Here is a 22,169-nt window from a genome sequence, read left to right as displayed (position 1 = left end):
TCAGACGCAAAAAAAACGGCGATCCCAGGATCGCCGTTTCTCTCACTGCCCGAACTTCTTGCCCAACCCCGGCGGGACGCCGTGGATGTTGGTGTCTTCCCACGGGCCGTTGGGGCTGACCGAGCGGCTCCAGCCGTTGTTCCAGCGGTAGTAGGTGCGCTGGCGGTAGAAGGTGTTGGTCTGGTCGTCGAGCACGTAGACGCCGAGCTTCTGGTCCCAGTGGCTGTTGCCGCCCGGTGGCGGGGCGAAGCTGGCCGAGGTGCGGGGCACGGGCTTGGCGGGTTTGGCCGGGATGCTCTTGCCGGGGCTCGGCGAGGTCGACGGGGTCGGGCTTGGCTGCGAGGGCGGGATTGGCGGCAGGCTGGTGGTCGGTTCCGGGCGTTGTACCGCACATGCACTCAAGCCCAGGGCCAGTGTGAGGACTGTGATGCGGGCGATGGTGTGCATGGCGGTGCTTTCCTGTTGGGTCCGGTTACTTGTCCGGGCTGTCGATAGTCAGTTTTTGTGGCGCGGTGGTGCTGCTGGCCACTGGGCCGCTGCGACCGATCCACTCACCGGCAGTCGGTTGACCGGCTCGTGAGATGCGCGCAACCAGTTGGACTTCAGGGAAGTTGGACAGTTTCAACTGCGGCATCATCGCGTCGGCATCGCCCAGTTCGACGGTCACCGGCAGGTCGGCGACGGTCAGGCGTTTGGCCGCCAGCGGCGCCGGTGGGCCAGAAGTGGCGCGGGCGAAGATGAACACGCTGTCGCCCGGTTGCACCTTGCTCTTGAGTTCGCTGGCCAGATCAACGCTGACTGTCAGCAATGCCGCTTTCGGCGCCTGTGCCTGGGCAACTTTGCCGCCGCTGGCTTTCAAGCGTTCGGCGGCACGCTCGATGCCGCCTTGCAGCGCAGCGCGAGAGTTGTCATCCGGCGGCAGTTGCGCGAGCAGGCGATTCCAGTAGTCGATGGCCTCCTGATAACGCTCGCCTTCGAACGCGGCGATGCCGAGCAGGCCGAGGCTGGTAACTTCCTTCGGATCGGCCTTCAGCGCTTCGTCGGTCAGTTTCTGAATCTGCTCCGACCACTTTTTACCGTCAGCAAAATACTGCGCCTGCGCCCACTGGCCGAGCAGTTCCGGCTGGCGACCGGCGAGGTTGGCGGCGCGTTCGAACATCTTCGCCGCGTCTGCCGGACGGTCCTGAGCCATGTAGGTACGGCCGAGGAAATACAGACCTTCAGCGGAATCCGGTTGTGCGGCGACCGCACGTTCCAGACGCTGGGTCATCTCTTCCATCGACTGCGGTGCCTGAGCGAATTCGCGGGTCAGTTCGACCTTGTCGGCGGCGCCGAAATGCAGGTACAGACCGAGACCCAGCACCGGTACCAACACGGCGGCCAGCAGCGGCAACGGCTTGCCCAGGCGGGAGACACGCGGTGCGGTGACGCCTTCGGTGTCAGCGAGCAATTCACGCGCGGCTTCTGCGCGGCCGCTGTCCAGTTGCGCGGCGTCGAGCACGCCTTCGGCCTGCTGCGCTTGCAGCTCGGCAACCCGTTCCTGGTACAGCGCGACGTTCAACGCGGTGCGATCTTCTTCCCGCTGAGCGCGGCGTTCGCGCAGTACCGGGATCAGCAGAAAACTCAGGGCGACCAGAAGCAACAGCCCTGCGGCGAGCCAGAAATCAATCATTCTTGGTTTTTATCCAACAGTTGGTCGAGGCGCTGACGTTCTTCGGCAGACAGCGATGACGGCGTTTCGGCGCGTTGCCCGCGACGCCTGCGCACGATCAGCACGATCACCACGAAACCACCGAGCAGCAATCCGGCCGGACCGAACCACAGCAGCGCGGTCTTGGCATTGAGCGCCGGTTTGTAGCGGACGAAATCACCGTAGCGATCGACCATGAAGTCGATGATCTGCTGATTGTCCTTGCCCTCGCCGAGCATGCGGAAAATCTCTTTGCGCAGGTCGGCGGCAATCGGTGCGTTGGAGTCGGCGATGTCCTGGTTCTGGCATTTGGGGCAGCGCAGTTCCTTGGTCAGCTCGCGGAAACGCTCGCGGTCACCCTCTTTGGCAAATTCGTAGGTATCGATGGCCGCGTGGGCGACACCGGCCAGGCTCAAACCCAACACGACCGCAGCGAGAAAACGCTTCATGGCTTGGCCTCATCGACCAGCGCCTGATACTTGGCCGCGAGTTTTTCGCGCCAGACCTGCTCGTCGATCACCCCGACGAACTTGTCGCGGATGATGCCTTTGGCGTCGATGAAGAAGGTTTCCGGCGCGCCGTAGACACCGAGGTTGAGGCCCAGCGAACCCTCGTCGTCACGAATATCCAGCGCATACGGATTGTGAAACTCGGCCAGCCATTTCAAGGCGTCGGCATTGGTGTCCTTGTAGTTGATGCCGTAGATCACCACGCCGCGCTCGGCAAGTTTGTTCAGCACCGGATGCTCGACCCGGCAGGAAATGCACCAAGTGCCCCAGACATTGACCAGCGCCGGTTTGCCGAGGATGTCGGCCTTGGTCAGCGTCTTGTCACCCTGCACACTCGGCAGGGAAAACTCCGGGAACGGCTTGTCGATCATCGCCGACGGCAGCTCCGCCGGATCCAGGTACAAGCCGCGATAGAGAAACACCGCCACCAGCAGAAAAATCGCCAACGGCAACAACATCAACCAACGCCTCATGCCGCCGCTCCCGTCATGCCCAGCGCTTCGCGCACTTTGCTTTTCACCTTGACCCGATAACGCCGATCCAGCGCCGCCAGCAAACCACCCAATCCGGTCAGCAAGCCGCCGAACCAGATCCAGCGCACGAACGGTTTGACGTGAACGCGCACGGCCCAGGCGCCGTTATCCAGCGGCTCGCCGAGGGCGACGTAGAGATCGCGAGTGAAACCGGCATCGATCCCGGCTTCGGTCATCACCGAGTTCTGCACGGTGTACAGACGCTTTTCCGGGTGCAGCACGCTGATTTCCTCGCCGTCACGAATGACGCGGATGGTGCCTTTGTCCGAGGTGAAATTCGGCCCTTCGAAATGCTTCGCGCCCTCGAAGACGAATTGATAGCCGGCCAGATCCATCGACTCGCCCGGCGCCAGACGCAGGTCGCGTTCGGCACTGTTCTGGCTCGACAACACCACGCCCAGCGCGCACACGGCGATGCCGAGGTGGGCGATCTGCATGCCCCAATAACTGCGGGTCAGCGTCGGCAAACCTTTGATCAGACCTTTGTGCCGCGTCTTGTCGAACAAATCGCGCACACCGGCAAGCAACACCCACGCCGCCAGCAGGAACGTCGCGATCACTGCCCAGTTGAAATCGCCATAAGCCACGCCGGCCACCACGGCCAATGCGACGCTGCCGAGCAGCACCGGAGTGAGCATGCTCGCCAGCCATTTCACTGGCGTGTCCTTCCAGCGCACGATCACGCCGATCGCCATGACCAGCATCAGCAACGCCATCAACGGAATGAACAACGCATTGAAGTAAGGCGGGCCGACCGACAGCTTGGCGCCACTGATGGCATCAAGAATCAGCGGATACAAGGTCCCAAGGAGGATCATCGATGCAGCGACAACCAGCACCAGGTTGTTGCCCAGCAGCAAGGTTTCCCGTGACCAAAGATTGAACCCGACCTGGCTTTTCACCACTGGCGCGCGCAGGGCGAAAAGGGTCAGCGAACCGCCCACCACGAACAGCAGGAAAATCAGGATGAACACGCCGCGCTCGGGATCCGAAGCGAAGGCATGCACCGAAGTCAGCACGCCTGAACGTACGAGGAAAGTGCCGAGCAGGCTCAACGAGAACGCGGCGATCGCCAGCAACACCGTCCAGCTCTTGAACACGCCGCGTTTCTCGGTGACCGCCAGCGAGTGAATCAACGCGGTGCCGACCAGCCATGGCATGAACGAGGCGTTTTCCACCGGGTCCCAGAACCACCAGCCGCCCCAGCCGAGTTCGTAATACGCCCACCACGAACCGAGGGTGATGCCGATGCCGAGGAAGGCCCAGGCGACGATGGTCCATGGCCGCGACCAGCGCGCCCACGCCGCATCGAGACGCCCGCCGAGCAGCGCGGCGATGGCAAACGCGAACGCCACGGAGAAACCGACATAGCCCATGTACAGCATTGGCGGATGCACGATCAGGCCAATGTCCTGCAGCAACGGGTTGAGGTCGCGACCGTCCGCGGGAATCTGCGGCAGGATCCGCGAAAACGGGTTCGAGGTAAGAATCAGGAACAGCAGGAAACCGGTGCTGATCATGCCCATCACCGCCAGGACGCGGGCGAGCATGACTTGCGGCAACTGCCGGGAGAACACCGACACGGCGAAGGTCCAGCCGCCGAGGATCAACGCCCACAGCAGCAGGGAACCTTCGTGGGCGCCCCACACCGCGCTGAATTTGTAGTACCAGGGCAGCGCGCTGTTGGAGTTCATCGCCACGTAGCCGACGGAGAAATCGTCGGTCATGAACGCATAGGTCAGGCAGCCAAAGGCAAACAGCAGAAAGGCGAACTGGCCCCACGCAGCCGGTTGCGCCAGGCTCATCCACAAGCGGTCGCCGCGCCACGCGCCGAGCATCGGCACCAGCGCTTGGACCAGTGCAAAACACAGGGCGAGGATCATCGCCAAATGGCCCAGCTCGGGAATAAACAGTGCAGCAGCCATCGATCAACCCTCCTTCACAGGCGTCGGTGCGGATTGACCGCTGTCCTTCAGCGCTTTGGTCACTTCCGGCGGCATGTACTTCTCGTCGTGCTTGGCCAGCACTTCATCGGCGACCACTACGCCATCAGCGTTGAGCTTACCGAGGGCAACGATGCCCTGCCCTTCGCGGAACAGATCCGGGAGGATGCCGCGATAGGCGATGGTCACGGATTTGTTGAAATCGGTGACGACGAATTTGACGTCCAGCGAATCCTTGGAGCGTTGCAGCGAACCGGCCTCGACCATGCCGCCAGCGCGGATGCGCGTGTCCTGCGGCGCTTCGCCGTTGGCGATCTGCGTCGGTGTGTAAAACAGATTGATGTTTTCCTGCAACGCGCTCAGGGCCAGGCCGACAGCAGCGCCCACTCCGACCAGAATCGCCAGAATGATGATCAGACGTTTTTTGCGCAGCGCATTCACTTGCCGTTCTCCCGGCGCAGACGACGCGCCTCTTGTTGCAGATAACGCTTGCGCGCCGCAATCGGCGCCACTACGTTGAGGGCCAGCACCGCCAGGCAGATGCCGTAGGCCGACCAGACATACAGGCCGTGATGGCCCATGGCGAGAAAATCGCCGAATGAAGCAAAACTCATCGTGCCGCCTCCAGACTCTGCTGCACTTCGGCTTTCACCCAACTGGCGCGGGCCTCGCGCTTGAGTACTTCCAGCCGCATGCGCAGCAACAGCACGGCGCCGAAGAAGCAGTAGAAACCCAGCACTGTCAGCAGCAGCGGCAGCCACATTTCCGCTGGCATCGCCGGTTTTTCCGTAAGTGTGAACGTCGCGCCCTGGTGCAGGGTGTTCCACCACTCCACCGAGTATTTGATGATCGGAATGTTGATCACGCCAACGATCGCCAGCACCGCGCAGGCCTTGGCGGCGCTGTCGCGGTTGCTGATGGCATTGCCCAGCGCGATCACACCGAAATACAGAAACAGCAGAATCAGCATCGAGGTCAGGCGCGCATCCCACACCCACCACGAGCCCCAGGTCGGCTTGCCCCAGATCGCCCCGGTGACCAGCGCCACGGCGGTCATCCACGCACCGATCGGTGCGGCGCATTGCAGGGCAACGTCGGCCAGCTTCATTTTCCACACCAGCCCGACTACGCCGCACACCGCGAGCATTACGTAGATCGACTGGGCGAGCATCGCCGCTGGCACGTGGATATAGATGATGCGAAAGCTGTTGCCTTGCTGGTAGTCCGGCGGCGCGAACGCCAGGCCCCAGATCACGCCAACGCCGATCAGCAGCAATGCTGCAATGCTCAACCACGGCAGGAACTTGCCGCTGATGCCGTAGAACCACTTGGGCGAGCCGAGCTTGTGAAACCAGGTCCAGTTCATACTGTTTCCATCACGGTTGCCGCTCATCATCGCGAGCTGGCAGAGGGTCATGCCTTTCTTCTGGAAGAAGTGGTCAATTTTTGACCAGGCCTCATTATTATTCGCCGACGCTGATCTTCAGGCCAGCGGCTATTGCAAAGGGTGTCAGGGTGATCGCCAGCGCTGTGAGGCTGGCCATCCACAACAGGTATCCAGTCGCCGGCATGCCTTGCAACGCCGCTTGCAACGCGCCACTGCCAAGGATCAACACCGGGATGTACAACGGCAGAATCAGCAGCGCCAGCAACAGCCCGCCGCGCTTCAGGCCGACCGTCAGCGCCGCACCGACTGCGCCGAGCAGGCTCAACACCGGCGTGCCCAACAGCAACGACAGCAGCAGCACCGGCAGGCACGCAGCGGGCAAGCCGAGCATCAGCGCCAGCAACGGCGACAGCAGCACCAGTGCCAGACCGGAGAACAGCCAGTGTGCCAGCACCTTGGCCAGGACCAGAAGCGGCAGCGGGTGCGACGAAAGGACCCACTGTTCCAGCGAGCCGTCTTCGAAATCACTGCGGAACAATCCGTCCAGCGACAGCAGGACCGACAACAACGCCGCCACCCAGACTAACCCCGGGGACAGGTTTTGCAAGACTTGAGTTTCCGGGCCGACGGCCAGCGGGAAAAGGGCAATGACGATGGCAAAGAAAATCAGCGGATTGGCCAGCTCCGCCGGGCGGCGGAACAGCAGTCGCGATTCGCGGGCAAGCAGCAGGCCGAAGACACTCATACCGCCCATTTCCCCAGATCGATGTCGCGATAACCGGCCGGCATGCGGCTCAGGGTGTGGTGGGTGGTCAGCACCACCAGACCGCCGCGTTCGCAGTGGCCGGCCAGATGCTCTTCCAACTGAGCGACACCCTGCTTGTCCAGCGCGGTGAAAGGTTCATCGAGAATCCACAACGGCGGGCTGTCCAGATACAACCGCGCCAGCGCCACACGGCGCTGTTGACCGGCGGAAAGGCTGTGGCAGGGAACGTCTTCGAAACCGCGCAATCCTACCGCTGCCAGCGCCTGCCAGATCGCCTCGCGTTCGGCGGGATGATGCAGGGCGCACAGCCACGACAGGTTTTCTTCGGGAGTGAGCAGATCCTTGATCCCGGCAGCGTGGCCGATCCACAACAGGTTTCGCGCCAGTTCGCTGCGTTGCTCGGTCAGCGGCTGACCGTTGAGCAGCACCTGGCCGTCGGTGGGTTGCATCAAACCGGCGAGCAGACGTAAAAGACTGGTCTTGCCGCTGCCGTTGGGGCCGCTGATCTGCACCATGTCACCACTGGCCAGGCGCAATTCGAGGTTTTCGAAAAGCAGCCGCAGATCGCGTTCACACGCCAGGGCAACGGTTTGCAGGACAGGACTGGTCAAGGGATCACGGGCCTTATACGGTTCAAGTCGGCTCTAGAGCGGCCGTTAAAGAGATGCAGCATAGATGCTTTGATCGCTCGATCTGGCGAGCTGGATCAAACAATTGCCAGGTTTTTTGAACGAAGCGCACGACGCGCGGCATTATACATGCCGTGCCTTACTCTCAAGAGCGCAATTTCCTCAGGTTGTGTCCGCGTATGACAGGCGAAATGAACATCCTCCCGCTGCCGCCCACCGTGCCGGCGAGCGCTCGCCCGCAGATGGGTGAACTGCTCAAGCTGCTGACACCGGTCGAAGGCTTGATCGGCGCGGGACAAAGCGCCAAGGCCGAGGTGTTGTCGCTCAAGCAGGCTGATCAGACCTTTGAATTGCTGCTCAAAGTGACCCTCGACAGCGGTCGCCAGACCACCGTGCAGGCCAGCAGCAACCTGCCGTTGCCACAGGGCACCAACCTGGCGATCACTCAGCCCTCGGCCGGCAATCTGGCGATCACCGTACAACAAGCGATTGCCAGCAGCGTCGCCACCCTGACCCGCATCGATACCGCGCAATTGCCCGCCGGCACCCTGCTGCAAGGCAAAGTCGTGACCTCGCAGGCCCTGCCGCAGACGCCGGGGCAAGCGGCGGTATTTCGCTCGATGGTCACCCTGCTCAACACCGCATTGAGCGGCAGCACTTTGACCGTCGACAGCCCGCAACCGCTGCGCATCGGCACCTTGTTGTCGGCGCAGGTGCAGGATGCGCAAACCCTCAAATTCGTGCCGCTGAGCAGCCGCCAGGAACAACTGGCGGTGAGTCAGCAATTGCTCGGTCAGCAAAGTCGTCAGGGCTCGCTCGATGGTCTGCTGAAGATGTTGCAGAACCTGCCGCCATCCAGCGATCAGACTTCGGCCGATCTGCGCACGGTGGTCGACAAGCTGCTTGCCAGCCTGCCGGACGTGCAACAAATGAGCACCGCCAAAGGCGTAGCGCTGGCCTTGGCCAACAGCGGCGCGTTCCTCGAAGCGAAATTGCTCGGCGGACAAAACCCGACTCTCACCCCGGACATGAAAGCCGACCTGCTCAAGCTGATCGCGCAACTGACCCCGGGCCTGCCGAGCAACACCAATTTCAATGCGATCATCGCCGCCAATACCCTGGCGCAAGCGCTGCCGAGTTTCGTCCGGAACGCCCTCGGCACCCTCGGCCAGGTCAGCGCCAAACCGGTGCCGAGCAGCTTCCCGTTGCCCGAACGACTGCTGGCGAAACTCGAAGGCGAAAGTGATCTCGAACAACTGCTGCGCCTCGCCGCCGCAGCGGTGTCGCGTCTGCAAAGCCATCAGTTGTCGAGCCTGGAACAGACCGGCGTCACCGACGATGGCCGCCTGCTCAGCACTTGGCAACTGGAAATCCCCATGCGCAATTTGCAAGACATCGTGCCGTTGCAGGTCAAATTCCAGCGTGAAGAAGCGCCGGAGCGCGAACCGCAGCCGCATGAACGCCGCGATGAACGCGAAGCCAAACAGCAATTGTGGCGCGTCGATCTGGCCTTCGATCTGGAACCGCTCGGGCCAATGCAGATTCAGGCGCAATTGATCGCCGGCAGCCTGTCCAGTCAGCTGTGGGCCGAGCGGCCGTACACCGCCGACCTGATCGAGAACAACCTGTTCGCCCTGCGCCAGCGCTTGCTCGATTCCGGGCTCAACGTCGGCGACCTCGACTGCCACCACGGCACCCCGCCGCAAGGCAACCAAACCCGCCTCGAACACCGCTGGGTCGACGAAACCGCATGAACGATTCCACCGCCCCACGCCAGGCCATCGCCCTCAAATACGACGGCAACCACGCCCCGACCCTCACTGCCAAGGGCGACGAGGAACTGGCCGAAGAAATCCTGCGTATCGCCCGCGATTACGAAGTGCCGATCTACGAGAACGCAGAACTGGTGCGCCTGTTGGCGCGGATGGAACTGGGCGACAGCATTCCCGAAGAGCTCTATCGCACCATTGCCGAGATCATCGCGTTTGCCTGGAATCTGAAGGGCAAATTCCCCGATGGACAGGACCCGAACGCGCCGATGGTCGAGAAGGACATCACCGCGCGCGGGGATGACTACTGAGCCGCAGTCGCAGTCTCTTCTGCGCCCTGCCATATACCGTTTGTCGCTACTGTCAGGTCTGACAGTAGCGCATGCCCGATCCCGCAGCGCTTGATTACGGACCAGACCTGACCAGGTTGCCCGCAGGTCCACAATCTCGAGGGATTGATTCCATGCCAAACGAGAAAGATGAATTGCCCCTGAAGATAAACGCTGAAGGCGGACTGCTGGTCATGGGCGCACGCGGCAATCGGGGTGGTCTTGGCAACTTCTACACGCGCAGCTGGCGACTTGTAGCGCTGGACGCCTCAACGCTCAAACCGTTGAACGTCACGTGGCAGTATGTTGGAGACAAGCAGCCAGCCACTGGTAGCGAATTTTTCGATGTCCGGCCTTATGAGGAACTGGTCGTCTGGTCGGGCAAGAAACGGATAACCCTGAACCCGTCAAACATTATCGGTACATCATTCGCCCTGTGCGCTGTTTTGGACAGCCGGGCAGTCCATGCATGGGGTCACGTCGATGGCGGCGGCACTTTGCCGGAACCGGTAAGAGAAGCGCACGACGTCGTAGAGTTGTCGGCGGGGATGAGAGCCTTTGCGATTCGGCGCGCGCAAGGCAATGTCCTCGCTTGGGGACTTCAGCCCAGCGGGACCGTCCCCGAAGATATCGCACAGCTGAATACGGTTGTCGCGGTGTCGGGAAGCACTTATGTTTTCGTAGCCCTTCTTGAATCGCGCAAGCTTGTCGCATGGGGCATGCCCGAGATGGGAGGCGCACTTCCGCCCGAAATCGCCGATTTGACCGATATCATGCAAGCGTCGGGTGGCCAGTATGGTTTCGCCGCGCTGCGCAGCACTGGCAACGTCGTCTGTTGGGGCTATCATGACCATTCAGCGCAGCTGCCGGACGATATCGCGTTGCTCACCGACATAACCAGACTGGCTTGCTCGACTCATGCTTTCGCAGTACTGAGCGACAATGGCCAAGTGCGCGCATGGGGGCATGAATCGCTTGGAGGCCAAGTGCCGTCGGACATCGCAGCGCTGAGAGATATCGTCGACCTGGCCAGTAACAGCTCAGCCTTTGCAGCATGCAGAAGCAATGGCGCACTGGTCGTATGGGGACATATGCCGCCCATGCCAGAAGAGATTGCCAGTCGCAACGACATCGTCCACGTCATAGGCTCCGGATCCGGATTTGTCGTACTGTGCGGGGATGGCTCAGTGCACGCTTGGGCTACCCTCCCCAGCGATATCGTTAACATTCCGCCAGACATTCGCCAGTTGAGAGACATTGTCGCCATTAATGCCAACCAAGACGCGGTCGTAGCATTGCGCAGCAACGGCGTGGCAGTTGCGTGGGGAAGAGAGAACGGCGGCGGCGATACCAGCGCAGTTGCCCATTTGCTCACTGACGTGCGTGCTGTGTACGGAGGAGGCGATACCTTCGTGGCACTCAGGGCAGATCGTCGGGTAGTGGCCTGGGGCAACGCCGACTTCGGCGGTAACGGTGAGCAGAAAGCCCTGTATCAACTGATCAGTTACACAAAAACTTCGGCGAGCTGATCCGGACAACTGCGGATCGCTATGCCTGCGATGCAATCGAGAAAAAAGATCGCAGCCTTCGACAGCGCTTACACGAGATTTATGCAGGCGCTGCCTCCGATGCGATCTTTTGATCTTGCTTGCCGCTTGAAGCTTGAAGCCCCTAGCTGCCCTTGTGCAACTTGCGCATCAACTCCGCCTCAGCCTGGGTCAAGCCGCACGACTGAGTCAGTTCATCGACGCTGGCGCCCATGCCCACCAGTTTCGCCGCCTGGGCGAATGACAGGCTCGACGGGTCGCGTTGTTCAAGTGCAACGATCTTGTCCGGCAACGGGCTTACCACCGCGCGCAACTCGTGCAGGGCCTCGCCCATGCGCACGTTGCCGTTCTGGTAGTCGTCGACGCGTTTGGCCAGTTCCTTGATGCGCTGATCACGCAGCGCATCACCCTGGGCCTGCTGTGCAGCGATCACTCGCTGCGCCTTGATGTACGAGACGAACATCGCCAGCGTGCCGGCCCAGAACAGGAACAGAACAATTACCGCAACCTCGAGAATCAAATCAGATGCTCTCCAGTTCCGACCATTCTTCTTCGCTCATCATCTTGTCCAGCTCGACCAGAATCAGCAGTTCGTTGTTCTTGTTGCACACGCCCTGAATGAACTTGGCCGATTCTTCGTTACCGACGTTCGGCGCAGTTTCGATTTCCGACTGACGCAGGTAAACCACTTCGGCCACGCTGTCGACCATGATGCCAACGACTTGCTTGTCGGCTTCGATGATGACGATACGGGTGTTGTCGCTGATCTCGCCGCTGTGCAGGCCGAAGCGCTGACGGGTGTCGATCACGGTGACCACGTTACCGCGCAGGTTGATGATGCCCAGCACGTAGCTCGGTGCACCCGGCACCGGCGCGATCTCGGTGTAGCGCAGCACTTCCTGCACGCGCATCACGTTGATGCCGTAGGTTTCGTTATCCAGTTTGAAGGTCACCCATTGCAGGATCGGATCTTCAGAACCTTTTGCATTCGACGCCTGACTACTCATACCCTGACCCCTCGAAAAAACCGCCCCGGGCGGTGTGTGTTCTGTGTGGTGGCATTGGAAAATGCCATCGCCTGATTGTTATGTCGGCTGCTATGTCGGTTTATGTAGCGGCTTGTTGCCACTCAAGTGCTTTGCCCCGCCGCTGGCGATCAACTCGGCCAGCGCGGATACGTCAAGCAATGCACACATGTGCTCGATCACGGTGCCGGCGAGCCATGGCCGCTGACCCCGGTGACTTCTCCATTTGATTTCATTCGGGTCCAGGCGCAACGAGCGGCTGACCTGATGCACTGCCAGCCCCCACTCGTAACCTTGTACCGAAATCACGTATTGCAGGCCCTGCCGGAAGTCATCGCGGTAACGATCCGGCATGACCCAGCGCGCGGTGTCCAGAACTTTCAGGTTGCCAGCCTGGCTCGGCAGAATCCCGAGGAACCACTCCGGCTGACCAAACAGCGGCGTCAGCTCGTGGCCGGCCAGCGAATAGATCGAGCCGAGGCACACCAGCGGCACCGCCAGGGTCAGCCCGGCAACGTCGAACAGCAAGCATTCGAATGCATCGGCAGCCCAGGCCGGACGGCCATCGGGTTCGACCGGTGGCGGCGGGTTGTTCGGTGGCAGGTGCACTTCGACCAGCGGCGGGACCAGCACCTTCGGCTCCGCAATCTGCGGCGCGGGTTCTGGCTCCGGCTCGGGTTCCGGCACGGTCAATAATTGCGTTTGCAGCAGCGGCGCCAAGGTCGACAGCGGCGCGCGCGGTTCGTCGATCAGCGCGACTGGCGCTTTGGCCACGGGGGCAGCAGCGGGCGCGGCAATTGGAGCGACGGATTTCTGCGCGTCGCGGGCCTGTTCTTCCAGCACCGCGGCCTGGAACTCGTCCATGGCCTCGGTGCTTTCCACCACTTCAGGCTGCGCCTGTTCGACGACTGGCGGCGGCGCTTCGACCGGCGCAGGCAAGTCCTCGGGCAGGTCGAGCAACAGGTCTGCCAGATAGGACTGCAAGGCCTGTTGCGGACGTGACGTGAGTTTCACTGGGCGGTTCATCGGTGATCAGCGCCTGACAGGGAAACCGCGTTGTCCGCTTCGCGAGCAGGCTCGCTCCCACAGGGTTCGGGCAAGCGAATAAAGATCATGCTCAGGCCACCTGCGGAACAAGTTGCTGCGCGAGCAGGTGCTTGAGCAGCGCACGATAGGCCAGCACGCCACGGCTCTTGCCGTCGAATTGCGAAGGCGTGACGCCCGCCCGGCTGGCGTCGCGCAGACGGGTATCGACCGGGATGTAGCCGTGCCAGATGTCTTCGGGAAATTTGTCACGCAGCACACGCAAGGTGCCCATCGACGCCTGCGTGCGGCGGTCGAACAAAGTCGGCACGATGCTGAACGGCAACGGTTGTTTGCGCGAACGATTGATCATCGCCAGGGTGTTGACCATGCGCTCCAGACCTTTCACGGCCAAGTGCTCGGTCTGCACCGGGATCACCAGTTGCTGGCTCGCCGCGAGGGCGTTGACCATCAGCACACCGAGCAACGGCGGGCTGTCGATGATCGCGTAATCGAAGTCCTGCCACAATTGCGCCAGACTCTTGGCGATCACCAGGCCCAAGCCACTCTGCCCCGGCGACTGCCGCTCAAGGGTGGCCAGTGCAGTGCTCGATGGCAGCAGGGAAATGCGCTCGTCGCTGGTCGACAACAGCAACTGCCCCGGCAGGCCTTGCGGCACGCTGCCCTTGTGCAGAAACAGATCGTAGTTGCTGTGCTCCAGGCTGTCGGGGTCGTAGCCGAAATAGCTGGTCATCGAGCCGTGCGGGTCGAGATCGACCACAACCACGCGCTTGCCCGCCTCGGCCAGCAACCCGGCTAGAGCGATGGAGGATGTGGTTTTACCGACACCACCCTTTTGATTGGCGACTGCCCAGACTCTCATTCAGTTCGTTCCTCCCGGCCAGACGGCTGGCCGAGACATGCTTCAGCGTGTTAATGCGGGCGACGGAGAATTGACGGCACTCTCGCGTCCCGGCGTCTTGACCGGGGTCGGTGCAGTTTGTGTGCCAGCGCGCTTCAACGCCGCATCAGGTTGCGCATTGGCGGTTCCGGTGCCGGTGAGGCTGCGGCGTACATCGAGATTGCGCGACACCACCAGCACCACTCGACGGTTCTTCGCCCGGCCTTCGACCGTGGCATTGTTGGCCACTGGCTGGAATTCGCCGTAGCCCACCGACGCCAGTCGCCCAGGGTTTACGCCCTGCATGGCGAGCATGCGCACGATGCTCGCCGAGCGCGCCGAGGACAGTTCCCAGTTGGTCGGGTACTGCGCGGTGCGGATCGGTTGATCGTCGGTGAAGCCTTCGACGTGGATCGGGTTATCGAACGGTTTGAGGATCGCCGCGACCTTGTCGATGATGTTGAACGCGATGTCGCTCGGCATGGCATCGCCGCTGCCAAACAACAGGCTGGAATTGAGCTCGATCTCGACCCACAACTCGTTGCCGCGCACGGTCATCTGGTTGGAGCTGATCAAGTCACCGAAGGCGGCACTGATGTCATCGGCGATGCTTTTCAGCGGATCGCTGGCCCCGGAAATACCGGCGTCGACCTGTTCGGCATCCTTGACCAGCGGCTTGGCCGGGGTCACGGTTTTCGGTCGTTCGTCGCCGATCGGAATCGGTTTGAGCGAGCGGTCAGAGTCGGTAAACACGCCGATCAGCGCTTCGGAAATGACTTTGTATTTGCCTTCGTTGATCGACGAGATCGAGTACATCACCACGAAAAACGCGAACAGCAAAGTGATGAAATCCGCGTAGGACACGAGCCAGCGCTCGTGATTGACGTGTTCTTCCTGGTGGCGACGACGAGCCATGAGGTTATTCCCTTAGTCCATGAAGCCTTGCAGCTTCAACTCAATGGAACGAGGGTTTTCACCTTCGGCGATCGACAGAATTCCTTCCAGCAACATTTCGCGATAACGCGACTGCCGCAACGCGATGGACTTGAGCTTGGCCGCGACCGGCAAGAGGATCAGGTTGGCACTGGCCACGCCATAGATGGTCGCGACGAACGCCACGGCAATGCCGTTACCCAGTTGCGACGGATCAGCGAGGTTGCCCATCACGTGAATCAGGCCCATCACCGCACCGATGATGCCGATGGTCGGCGCGTAGCCGCCCATGCTCTCAAAGACCTTGGCCGCTTCGATGTCGCGGGATTCCTGGGTGTAGAAATCCACTTCGAGAATGCTGCGAATGGCTTCCGGCTCGGCGCCGTCGACCAGCAATTGCAGGCCCTTGCGCGAATAGCTGTCAGGCTCGGCGTCGGCTACGCCTTCGAGGCCAAGCAAGCCTTCCTTGCGCGCCGTCAGGCTCCAATTGACCACGCGGTCGATGCCGCCGGCCAGATCGACACGCGGCGGAAAGAAGATCCAGCCGAGAATCTGCATGGCGCGCTTGAACGCACTCATCGGCGATTGCAGCAGCGCAGCACCGACCGTGCCGCCCAGCACGATCAGCGCTGCCGGGCCGTTGGCCAGCGCGCCGAGGTGACCGCCTTCAAGGTAGTTGCCGCCGATGATGGCGACGAACGCCATGATGAGGCCGATTAGGCTGAGAACATCCATCAGATACACGCCTCGACGATGTGCTTGCCGATGTCGTCCAGACCATACACCGCGTCAGCCAGATCGGCTTTGACGATGGCCATCGGCATGCCGTAGATCACGCAGCTAGCTTCGTCCTGCGCCCACACCGAACTGCCGCCCTGCTTGAGCAGACGCGCGCCTTCGCGGCCGTCGGCGCCCATGCCGGTCAGCACCACTGCCAGAACTTTGTCGCCGTAAGACTTGGCTGCAGAACCGAAGGTAATGTCCACGCACGGCTTGTAATTCAGACGTTCGTCACCCGGCAAAATCTTCACCGCGCCACGGCCGTCGATCATCATCTGCTTGCCACCCGGCGCCAGCAGCGCCAGGCCCGGACGCAGGATGTCGCCATCCTCGGCTTCCTTGACGCTGATGCGGCAGAGCTTGTCGAGACGCTCGGCAAACGCCTTGGTGAACGCCGCCGGCATGTGCTGGATCAGCACGATCGGCGCCGGGAAGTTCGCCGGCAACTGCGTCAGTACGCGTTGCAGCGCGACCGGGCCGCCCGTCGAGGTGCCGATGGCAACCAGTTTGTAGGCTTTGCGTTTCGGAGCCGGCGACGAAGCGCTGGCAGCGGATGCACGGGCAGGCGCAGGCGCAGGTGCCGGACGTGCCGGGACAGGGCTGCTGTGGCTCGTGTGGCTGCCGTAGCTCGACGCTGCCGGAGCAGGCGTCGGCGCTGGCGCAGCGGCGGGAGCCGGCGCGCTGTAGGCACTGAAACGACGGTTACTGCGCGAGATGCTGTGGACTTTCTCACACAGCAACTGCTTGACCTTTTCGGGGTTGCGCGAGATGTCTTCGAAATTCTTCGGCAGGAAATCCACCGCGCCGGCGTCCAGCGCATCGAGGGTTACCCGCGCGCCTTCGTGGGTCAGCGAGGAGAACATCAACACCGGGGTCGGGCAGCGCTGCATGATGTGCCGCACTGCCGTGATGCCGTCCATCATCGGCATCTCGTAGTCCATGGTGATCACGTCAGGCTTGAGGGCCATGGCCTGATCGATCGCCTCTTTACCGTTGGTGGCCGTGCCGACCACCTGGATGCTCGGATCCGCCGAAAGAATTTCCGAGACGCGGCGGCGGAAAAAACCCGAATCGTCCACCACCAGGACTTTGACTGCCATAAACACTCCATTAGGTGCAGCGGCGCGTCATCGCGCCGCCGCCCCGGATTCAAATACGCTTTGTGGCGTAACGCTTGAGCATGCTTGGAACATCGAGAATCAGCGCAATGCGGCCGTCACCGGTGATGGTGGCGCCGGACATGCCCGGAGTTCCCTGGAGCATTTTGCCCAATGGCTTGATGACCACTTCTTCCTGGCCGACCAGTTGATCGACGACGAAGCCGATGCGCTGAGTGCCCACCGAAAGAATCACCACATGGCCTTCGCGCTGCTCTTCGTGAGCGGCGGAGCTGACCAGCCAGCGCTTGAGGTAGAACAATGGCAGCGCCTTGTCGCGCACGATCACCACTTCCTGACCGTCGACGACGTTGGTGGTCGACAGGTCGAGGTGGAAGATTTCGTTGACGTTGACCAGCGGGAACGCGAACGCCTGATTGCCCAGCATGACCATCAGCGTCGGCATGATCGCCAGGGTCAGCGGCACCTTGATGACGATCTTCGAACCCTGGCCCTTGGTCGAGTAGATGTTGATCGAACCGTTGAGCTGGGAAATCTTGGTCTTCACCACGTCCATGCCGACACCACGGCCGGACACGTCGGAGATTTCGGTCTTGGTCGAGAAACCCGGAGCGAAAATCAGGTTGTAGCACTCGGTATCGCTCAGGCGATCGGCGGCGTCCTTGTCCATCACACCGCGTTTTACCGCGATCGAACGCAGGACGTTCGGGTCCATGCCTTTGCCGTCGTCGGAGATCGACAGCAGGATATGGTCGCCTTCCTGCTCGGCCGCCAGCACCACGCGACCGCCACGGGCCTTGCCCGATGCTTCGCGTTCTTCCGGCGACTCGATGCCGTGGTCGACGGCGTTGCGCACCAAGTGGACCAGCGGGTCGGCCAGAGCCTCGACAAGGTTTTTGTCGAGGTCGGTTTCTTCGCCCACCAGTTCCAGGTTGATCTCTTTCTTGAGCTGACGTGCGAGGTCGCGAACCAGACGCGGGAAGCGCCCGAAGACCTTCTTGATCGGCTGCATCCGCGTTTTCATCACGGCGGTCTGCAGGTCAGCGGTGACCACGTCGAGGTTCGACACAGCCTTGGACATGGCTTCGTCGCCGCTGTTGAGGCCCAGACGCACCAGACGGTTACGCACCAGCACCAGCTCGCCGACCATGTTCATGATCTCGTCGAGCCGCGCGGTGTCGACGCGCACGGTGGTTTCCGCTTCGCTGGCCGGTTTTTCTGCCGGTGCAGCGGCTGGCGCACGGGCCGGAGCCGGTGCAGCAGCGGCGGCCGGTTTCGGCGCCTCGGCTTTCGGCTCAGGCTTGGCGGCAGGCTTCGGCGCAGCAGCGGCAGCCGGAGCTTTCGCCGCTGGCGTGGCGACGCTCGACACGGAGCCGGCAGTCGCAGCGCTGGCGTCAAACTTGCCTTTGCCGTGCAATTCGTCGAGCAGCGATTCGAATTCGTGATCGCTGATCAGATCACTGCCGGCCGCAGCGGCTGCCGGTGCAGCAGGTGCTGACGGGGCCGAAGCGATGGCCGATTCCAGCGCGTCAACGGCGAAGTTGCCCTTGCCGTGCAACTGATCGAGCAAGGCTTCGAATTCGTCGTCGGTGATGTCCGAGCTGTCACCCGCAGCAGGCGCGGCCGGAGCAGCCGGCGCTGCTGGTGCCGCCGAAGCGACCGCATCGACAGCAAACTGGCCCTTGCCGTGCAGCTGATCGAGCAGCGATTCAAATTCGGCGTCGGTGATTTCATCGCTCGCCGCCGTGTCGGCAACCGGCGCGGGCGCCACAGCAGCGGCCGGAGCCTCAGCCTGGGCCTTGACGGCATTCAGCGAGTCCAGCAGTTGTTCGAATTCGTTATCGGTGATGTCGTCCGAGGAGTCGCTTTCAACGACCAGTTCTTCGATCATCTCGGCAACCGGCGAAGCCGGGGCTTCATCCGCCGATTGCGGTTCGGCCAGACGCGCCAGCGCGGCCAGCAGTTCCGGCGTGGCAGCGGTGATCGGTGCACGCTCACGGACTTCGCTGAACATGCTGTTCACCGCGTCCAGTGCTTCGAGCACCACGTCCATCAGTTCTGCATCAACGCGACGCTCACCCTTGCGCAGGATGTCGAAGACGTTTTCGGCGATGTGACAGCACTCCACCAGCTCATTGAGCTGAAGGAAGCCGGCGCCCCCTTTTACAGTGTGGAAACCGCGAAAAATTGCATTGAGCAGATCTGCATCATCCGGGCGGCTTTCCAGCTCGACCAGTTGTTCGGACAGTTGCTCAAGAATCTCGCCGGCCTCAACCAGGAAATCCTGAAGGATCTCTTCATCGGCGCCGAAGCTCATTAATGGGGTGCTCCTACAGGTCTAAAAACCCAAAAAACCCGAATTCCGAAACTCTAGAATCCAAGGCTGGATAACAAATCGTCCACATCGTCCTGACCGGACACAACGTCTTCTCGTTTATCGGCATGAATCTGCGGACCTTCACCCTGCGAGAGATGTTTTTGTGGATCTTTTTCAGCAAGCATTGCGGCGCGGTCATGTTCGATGCCCGCAAAGCGGTCGACCTGACTGGCCATGAGCACGAGTTTGAGCAGATTGCTTTCGACTTCGGTGACCAGTTGGGTCACACGCTTGATCACTTGACCTGTGAGGTCCTGGTAATCCTGAGCAAGCAGGATGTCGTTGAGGTTGCTCGACACCGCACGGTTGTCCGTGCTGCTGCGTGACAGAAAACCGTCGACCCGGCGCGCCAGTTCACGGAACTCTTCAGCCCCGACCTCGCGACGCATGAAGCGGCCCCAATCGGCGCTCAACGTCTGCGCTTCATCAGCCAGACTGTTGACCACCGGCGTGGCGCTTTCCACCAGATCCATGGTGCGGTTGGCCGCGGCTTCCGTCAGCTTGACCACATAGCCCAGGCGTTCGGTGGCGTCGGTGATTTGCGACACTTCCTCGGCCTGCGGCATGTGCGGATCGATCTGGAAATTGACGATCGCACTGTGCAGTTCACGTGTGAGCTTGCCCACTTCCTGATACAGGCCGCGGTCACGGGTCTGATTGAGCTCATGGATCAGTTGCACCGCGTCGCCGAACTTGCCTTTTTCAAGGCTCTCGACCAGTTCGACCGCGTGTTTTTTCAGGGTCGATTCGAAATCGCCCTGTGATGATTCGTTATGCTCCATAGCTCCCCCGCGCATTCATCAGCCGATGCGTTCGAAAATCTTCTCGATTTTGTCTTTCAACGCTTGAGCCGTGAAAGGTTTGACCACGTAACCGTTCACACCGGCCTGAGCGGCCTCGATGATCTGCTCGCGCTTGGCTTCAGCAGTCACCATCAACACCGGGAGGTGCTTGAGTTTTTCATCGGCGCGCACGTGACGCAGCAGGTCGATACCGGTCATGCCCGGCATGTTCCAGTCCGTTACCAGAAAGTCGATGCTGCCGCTGTTGAGCACCGGAATGGCAGTGGTGCCATCGTCGGCCTCGACGGTGTTGGTGAACCCAAGATCGCGCAGCAGGTTCTTGATGATCCGCCGCATCGTTGAGAAGTCATCAACGATGAGGATTTTCATGTCTTTGTTCAATTCGACCTCCAAGCAGTCTTAAACGCGCCCAGCACCTGGACGCGCCACTTCAATCAATCGGCGCAGCACTTAAAGTTTGTCTGGAGCACAACGGATCGAGACCGGCGCCGTTCATCACCGCACCAGCCTCGTTTCGCAGTGTCCCCACACTGCCTTCAGCGCGCTCGCCACTCCCCCAAACGCCCCCGCAGACGGGCCGCGCACTGGCTGTGTAACTGGCTGACCCGCGATTCACTGACGCCAAGGACTTCACCGATTTCCTTGAGGTTCAGCTCTTCGTCGTAGTACAGCGCCAACACCAGTCGCTCACGCTCCGGCAAATTGGCAATCGCGTCCGCCAGCGCCGCCTGAAAGCGTTCATCTTCCAGATCGCGTGACGGCTCCATATGAGCACTGGCGCCATCCTCGTGCAGCCCTTCGTGTTCGCCGTCCTGCAAGAGGTCGTCGAAACTGAACAGGCGACTGCCCAAGGTGTCATTCAGAATCCCGTAGTAATCGTCGAGACTCAATTGGAGTTCGGCCGCAACCTCGTGATCTTTAGCGTCACGGCCGGTTTTAGCTTCAATCGAGCGAATCGCGTCGCTGACCATCCTGGTATTACGGTGAACCGAGCGTGGTGCCCAATCCCCTTTGCGCACTTCATCGAGCATCGCGCCGCGGATTCGAATGCCCGCGTACGTTTCGAAACTGGCGCCTTTGCTGGCGTCGTATTTGGTCGAGACTTCCAGCAAACCGATCATCCCGGCCTGGATCAGGTCTTCGACCTGCACGCTGGCCGGCAGGCGCGCCAGCAAGTGATAGGCAATGCGCTTGACCAGTGGCGCGTAACGCTCGATCAATTCGTATTGCGCGTCACGCGCCGACTTTTTGTAAAGATTCATGCCACTGGCGGTCATATCACAGGCCCTGCGGTTTGCTGCACGAGACGCTCGACGAAAAATTCCAGATGCCCGCGCGGGTTGGCGGGCAGCGGCCAGGTATCGACCTTCTGGGCGATGGCTTTGAAGGCCAGTGCGCACTTGGAACGGGGAAAGGCTTCGTAGACGGCGCGCTGCTTCTGCACTGCCTTGCGCACGCTTTCGTCGTATGGCACGGCGCCGACGTATTGTAGGGCGACGTCGAGGAAGCGATCCGTGACCTTGGTCAACTTGGCGAACAGGTTGCGCCCTTCTTGCGGGCTCTGCGCCATGTTGGCCAGCACGCGGAAGCGGTTCATGCCGTAGTCGCGGTTGAGCAACTTGATCAGCGCGTAAGCGTCGGTGATCGAAGTCGGCTCGTCGCAGACCACCAGCAACACCTCTTGCGCGGCACGAACGAAACTGACTACCGAGTCACCAATACCCGCAGCGGTGTCGATCACCAGCACGTCGAGATTGTCGCCGATGTCGCTGAACGCCTGGATCAGGCCGGCGTGTTGCGCCGGGCTCAGGTGCACCATGCTCTGCGTGCCGGAGGCCGCCGGCACGATGCGAATCCCGCCCGGGCCTTGCAACAGCACGTCGCGCAGTTCGCAACGGCCTTCGATAACGTCGGCCAGTGTGCGCTTGGGTGTCAGCCCCAGCAGAACGTCGACGTTCGCCAGGCCCAGGTCGGCGTCCAGCAGCATGACCCGACGGCCAAGCTCTGCCAGCGCCAGCGACAAGTTCACTGACACGTTAGTCTTGCCGACGCCACCTTTGCCGCCGGTCACCGCGATCACCTGTACGGGATGCATGCTGCCCATGTT

At 61.4% G+C, this 22,169-nt stretch carries 25 protein-coding genes; 3 read left to right on the top strand and 22 right to left on the bottom strand.

Annotated elements, in window-relative coordinates; genetic code table 11:
- Positions 1–42: 42 nt before the first annotated feature.
- From AC0Z5Z_RS13760 to ccmA, 10 genes are all read right to left on the bottom strand, one after another.
- Positions 43–447 (bottom strand): hypothetical protein, encoded by a 405-nt coding sequence (locus AC0Z5Z_RS13760; protein ID WP_016771039.1) that lies wholly within the window; start codon positions 445–447, stop codon positions 43–45.
- A gap of 25 nt (positions 448–472) precedes the next feature.
- Positions 473–1,672, bottom strand: coding sequence for a c-type cytochrome biogenesis protein CcmI (ccmI, locus tag AC0Z5Z_RS13755; protein WP_150636686.1), 1,200 nt, complete (start codon positions 1,670–1,672; stop codon positions 473–475).
- Complete coding sequence (locus AC0Z5Z_RS13750; protein ID WP_485611218.1) at positions 1,669–2,139, bottom strand: cytochrome c-type biogenesis protein; 471 nt, start codon at positions 2,137–2,139, stop codon at positions 1,669–1,671. The genes ccmI and AC0Z5Z_RS13750 overlap by 4 nt, the downstream gene beginning before the upstream one ends.
- Positions 2,136–2,672 carry a DsbE family thiol:disulfide interchange protein gene (locus AC0Z5Z_RS13745; protein ID WP_024012128.1) on the bottom strand — a complete coding sequence of 179 codons (537 nt, stop codon included), beginning with the start codon at positions 2,670–2,672 and terminating at the stop codon, positions 2,136–2,138. The genes AC0Z5Z_RS13750 and AC0Z5Z_RS13745 overlap by 4 nt, the downstream gene beginning before the upstream one ends.
- Positions 2,669–4,657, bottom strand: coding sequence for a heme lyase CcmF/NrfE family subunit (locus AC0Z5Z_RS13740; RefSeq protein ID WP_056783848.1), 1,989 nt, complete (start codon positions 4,655–4,657; stop codon positions 2,669–2,671). Before AC0Z5Z_RS13740 ends, AC0Z5Z_RS13745 begins: the two co-directional genes overlap by 4 nt.
- A 3-nt stretch (positions 4,658–4,660) precedes the next feature.
- Entirely contained in the window at positions 4,661–5,116 is a 456-nt protein-coding gene (gene ccmE / locus AC0Z5Z_RS13735) for a cytochrome c maturation protein CcmE (protein WP_016771044.1), read from the bottom strand.
- Positions 5,113–5,289 (bottom strand): heme exporter protein CcmD, encoded by a 177-nt coding sequence (gene ccmD / locus AC0Z5Z_RS13730; RefSeq protein WP_016771045.1) that lies wholly within the window; start codon positions 5,287–5,289, stop codon positions 5,113–5,115. The genes ccmE and ccmD overlap by 4 nt, the downstream gene beginning before the upstream one ends.
- Positions 5,286–6,041, bottom strand: a complete 756-nt coding sequence (locus tag AC0Z5Z_RS13725; RefSeq protein WP_150741294.1) for a heme ABC transporter permease — start codon at positions 6,039–6,041, stop codon at positions 5,286–5,288. Before AC0Z5Z_RS13725 ends, ccmD begins: the two co-directional genes overlap by 4 nt.
- Positions 6,042–6,138: 97 nt before the next feature.
- Positions 6,139–6,807, bottom strand: coding sequence for a heme exporter protein CcmB (gene ccmB, locus AC0Z5Z_RS13720; protein WP_039763615.1), 669 nt, complete (start codon positions 6,805–6,807; stop codon positions 6,139–6,141).
- Positions 6,804–7,439 (bottom strand): cytochrome c biogenesis heme-transporting ATPase CcmA, encoded by a 636-nt coding sequence (ccmA, locus tag AC0Z5Z_RS13715; protein WP_073472746.1) that lies wholly within the window; start codon positions 7,437–7,439, stop codon positions 6,804–6,806. Before ccmA ends, ccmB begins: the two co-directional genes overlap by 4 nt.
- 197 nt (positions 7,440–7,636) lie before the next feature.
- Here ccmA and fliK point away from each other — a divergent pair, with 197 nt between their 5' ends.
- The 3 genes from fliK to AC0Z5Z_RS13700 all read left to right on the top strand — a co-directional run bounded on the left by fliK (position 7,637) and on the right by AC0Z5Z_RS13700 (position 11,084).
- A complete protein-coding gene (gene fliK / locus AC0Z5Z_RS13710; protein ID WP_485611217.1) occupies positions 7,637–9,211 on the top strand; it encodes a flagellar hook-length control protein FliK in 1,575 nt (524 codons plus the stop codon).
- Positions 9,208–9,537 carry an EscU/YscU/HrcU family type III secretion system export apparatus switch protein gene (locus AC0Z5Z_RS13705; RefSeq protein WP_485611216.1) on the top strand — a complete coding sequence of 110 codons (330 nt, stop codon included), beginning with the start codon at positions 9,208–9,210 and terminating at the stop codon, positions 9,535–9,537. The genes fliK and AC0Z5Z_RS13705 overlap by 4 nt, the downstream gene beginning before the upstream one ends.
- 152 nt (positions 9,538–9,689) lie before the next feature.
- Entirely contained in the window at positions 9,690–11,084 is a 1,395-nt protein-coding gene (locus tag AC0Z5Z_RS13700; protein ID WP_485611215.1) for an RCC1 domain-containing protein, read from the top strand.
- A gap of 142 nt (positions 11,085–11,226) precedes the next feature.
- Here AC0Z5Z_RS13700 and AC0Z5Z_RS13695 read toward each other — a convergent pair whose 3' ends face one another.
- From AC0Z5Z_RS13695 to fleN, 12 genes are all read right to left on the bottom strand, one after another.
- Positions 11,227–11,622, bottom strand: coding sequence for a DUF2802 domain-containing protein (locus AC0Z5Z_RS13695; protein ID WP_016771049.1), 396 nt, complete (start codon positions 11,620–11,622; stop codon positions 11,227–11,229).
- Between the two features lies 1 nt (position 11,623).
- Positions 11,624–12,109: a chemotaxis protein CheW gene (locus AC0Z5Z_RS13690; RefSeq protein WP_016771050.1), complete on the bottom strand. Its 486-nt coding sequence runs from the start codon at positions 12,107–12,109 to the stop codon at positions 11,624–11,626.
- Positions 12,110–12,199: 90 nt separating this feature from the next.
- Positions 12,200–13,153 carry a CheW domain-containing protein gene (locus tag AC0Z5Z_RS13685; protein ID WP_485611214.1) on the bottom strand — a complete coding sequence of 318 codons (954 nt, stop codon included), beginning with the start codon at positions 13,151–13,153 and terminating at the stop codon, positions 12,200–12,202.
- 91 nt (positions 13,154–13,244) lie between these two features.
- Positions 13,245–14,033, bottom strand: coding sequence for a ParA family protein (locus tag AC0Z5Z_RS13680; RefSeq protein ID WP_039763606.1), 789 nt, complete (start codon positions 14,031–14,033; stop codon positions 13,245–13,247).
- A gap of 42 nt (positions 14,034–14,075) precedes the next feature.
- Positions 14,076–14,966, bottom strand: a complete 891-nt coding sequence (gene motD, locus AC0Z5Z_RS13675; RefSeq protein WP_016771054.1) for a flagellar motor protein MotD — start codon at positions 14,964–14,966, stop codon at positions 14,076–14,078.
- A 12-nt stretch (positions 14,967–14,978) separates the two neighbouring features.
- The gene (locus AC0Z5Z_RS13670) at positions 14,979–15,719 is read right to left on the bottom strand and encodes a flagellar motor protein (RefSeq protein WP_016771055.1); all 741 of its coding nucleotides are present in this window, start codon (positions 15,717–15,719) and stop codon (positions 14,979–14,981) included.
- Positions 15,719–16,864, bottom strand: a complete 1,146-nt coding sequence (locus AC0Z5Z_RS13665; RefSeq protein ID WP_056783833.1) for a protein-glutamate methylesterase/protein-glutamine glutaminase — start codon at positions 16,862–16,864, stop codon at positions 15,719–15,721. Before AC0Z5Z_RS13665 ends, AC0Z5Z_RS13670 begins: the two co-directional genes overlap by 1 nt.
- 49 nt (positions 16,865–16,913) lie before the next feature.
- Entirely contained in the window at positions 16,914–19,199 is a 2,286-nt protein-coding gene (locus AC0Z5Z_RS13660) for a chemotaxis protein CheA (RefSeq protein ID WP_252883383.1), read from the bottom strand.
- 53 nt (positions 19,200–19,252) lie between these two features.
- Positions 19,253–20,041, bottom strand: a complete 789-nt coding sequence (locus AC0Z5Z_RS13655) for a protein phosphatase CheZ (RefSeq protein ID WP_016771058.1) — start codon at positions 20,039–20,041, stop codon at positions 19,253–19,255.
- A gap of 18 nt (positions 20,042–20,059) precedes the next feature.
- Positions 20,060–20,431, bottom strand: coding sequence for a chemotaxis response regulator CheY (locus AC0Z5Z_RS13650; protein ID WP_024012118.1), 372 nt, complete (start codon positions 20,429–20,431; stop codon positions 20,060–20,062).
- A 167-nt stretch (positions 20,432–20,598) separates the two neighbouring features.
- A complete protein-coding gene (fliA, locus tag AC0Z5Z_RS13645; protein ID WP_016771059.1) occupies positions 20,599–21,339 on the bottom strand; it encodes an RNA polymerase sigma factor FliA in 741 nt (246 codons plus the stop codon).
- Positions 21,336–22,166 (bottom strand): flagellar synthesis regulator FleN, encoded by an 831-nt coding sequence (gene fleN / locus AC0Z5Z_RS13640; protein WP_016771060.1) that lies wholly within the window; start codon positions 22,164–22,166, stop codon positions 21,336–21,338. The genes fliA and fleN overlap by 4 nt, the downstream gene beginning before the upstream one ends.
- Positions 22,167–22,169: the final 3 nt, after the last annotated feature.

This window comes from Pseudomonas sp. 1L-E-NC-VB-C3 (genome assembly GCF_057291535.1).
This window is presented reverse-complemented; position numbering and strand designations above follow the sequence as displayed.

Excerpts from the sequence above, each read along its gene's own strand:
- AC0Z5Z_RS13760 (WP_016771039.1), bottom strand. The coding sequence starts at position 447 with ATGCACACCATCGCCCGCATCACAGTCCTCACACTGGCCCTGGGCTTG.
- ccmI (WP_150636686.1), bottom strand. The coding sequence starts at position 1,672 with ATGATTGATTTCTGGCTCGCCGCAGGGCTGTTGCTTCTGGTCGCCCTG.
- AC0Z5Z_RS13750 (WP_485611218.1), bottom strand. The coding sequence starts at position 2,139 with ATGAAGCGTTTTCTCGCTGCGGTCGTGTTGGGTTTGAGCCTGGCCGGT.
- AC0Z5Z_RS13745 (WP_024012128.1), bottom strand. The coding sequence starts at position 2,672 with ATGAGGCGTTGGTTGATGTTGTTGCCGTTGGCGATTTTTCTGCTGGTG.
- AC0Z5Z_RS13740 (WP_056783848.1), bottom strand. The coding sequence starts at position 4,657 with ATGGCTGCTGCACTGTTTATTCCCGAGCTGGGCCATTTGGCGATGATC.
- ccmD (WP_016771045.1), bottom strand. The coding sequence starts at position 5,289 with ATGAGTTTTGCTTCATTCGGCGATTTTCTCGCCATGGGCCATCACGGC.
- AC0Z5Z_RS13725 (WP_150741294.1), bottom strand. The coding sequence starts at position 6,041 with ATGAACTGGACCTGGTTTCACAAGCTCGGCTCGCCCAAGTGGTTCTAC.
- ccmB (WP_039763615.1), bottom strand. The coding sequence starts at position 6,807 with ATGAGTGTCTTCGGCCTGCTGCTTGCCCGCGAATCGCGACTGCTGTTC.
- fliK (WP_485611217.1), top strand. The coding sequence starts at position 7,637 with ATGACAGGCGAAATGAACATCCTCCCGCTGCCGCCCACCGTGCCGGCG.
- AC0Z5Z_RS13705 (WP_485611216.1), top strand. The coding sequence starts at position 9,208 with ATGAACGATTCCACCGCCCCACGCCAGGCCATCGCCCTCAAATACGAC.
- AC0Z5Z_RS13700 (WP_485611215.1), top strand. The coding sequence starts at position 9,690 with ATGCCAAACGAGAAAGATGAATTGCCCCTGAAGATAAACGCTGAAGGC.
- AC0Z5Z_RS13690 (WP_016771050.1), bottom strand. The coding sequence starts at position 12,109 with ATGAGTAGTCAGGCGTCGAATGCAAAAGGTTCTGAAGATCCGATCCTG.
- AC0Z5Z_RS13685 (WP_485611214.1), bottom strand. The coding sequence starts at position 13,153 with ATGAACCGCCCAGTGAAACTCACGTCACGTCCGCAACAGGCCTTGCAG.
- AC0Z5Z_RS13680 (WP_039763606.1), bottom strand. The coding sequence starts at position 14,033 with ATGAGAGTCTGGGCAGTCGCCAATCAAAAGGGTGGTGTCGGTAAAACC.
- motD (WP_016771054.1), bottom strand. The coding sequence starts at position 14,966 with ATGGCTCGTCGTCGCCACCAGGAAGAACACGTCAATCACGAGCGCTGG.
- AC0Z5Z_RS13670 (WP_016771055.1), bottom strand. The coding sequence starts at position 15,719 with ATGGATGTTCTCAGCCTAATCGGCCTCATCATGGCGTTCGTCGCCATC.
- AC0Z5Z_RS13665 (WP_056783833.1), bottom strand. The coding sequence starts at position 16,864 with ATGGCAGTCAAAGTCCTGGTGGTGGACGATTCGGGTTTTTTCCGCCGC.
- AC0Z5Z_RS13660 (WP_252883383.1), bottom strand. The coding sequence starts at position 19,199 with ATGAGCTTCGGCGCCGATGAAGAGATCCTTCAGGATTTCCTGGTTGAG.
- AC0Z5Z_RS13655 (WP_016771058.1), bottom strand. The coding sequence starts at position 20,041 with ATGGAGCATAACGAATCATCACAGGGCGATTTCGAATCGACCCTGAAA.
- AC0Z5Z_RS13650 (WP_024012118.1), bottom strand. The coding sequence starts at position 20,431 with ATGAAAATCCTCATCGTTGATGACTTCTCAACGATGCGGCGGATCATC.
- fliA (WP_016771059.1), bottom strand. The coding sequence starts at position 21,339 with ATGACCGCCAGTGGCATGAATCTTTACAAAAAGTCGGCGCGTGACGCG.
- fleN (WP_016771060.1), bottom strand. The coding sequence starts at position 22,166 with ATGGGCAGCATGCATCCCGTACAGGTGATCGCGGTGACCGGCGGCAAA.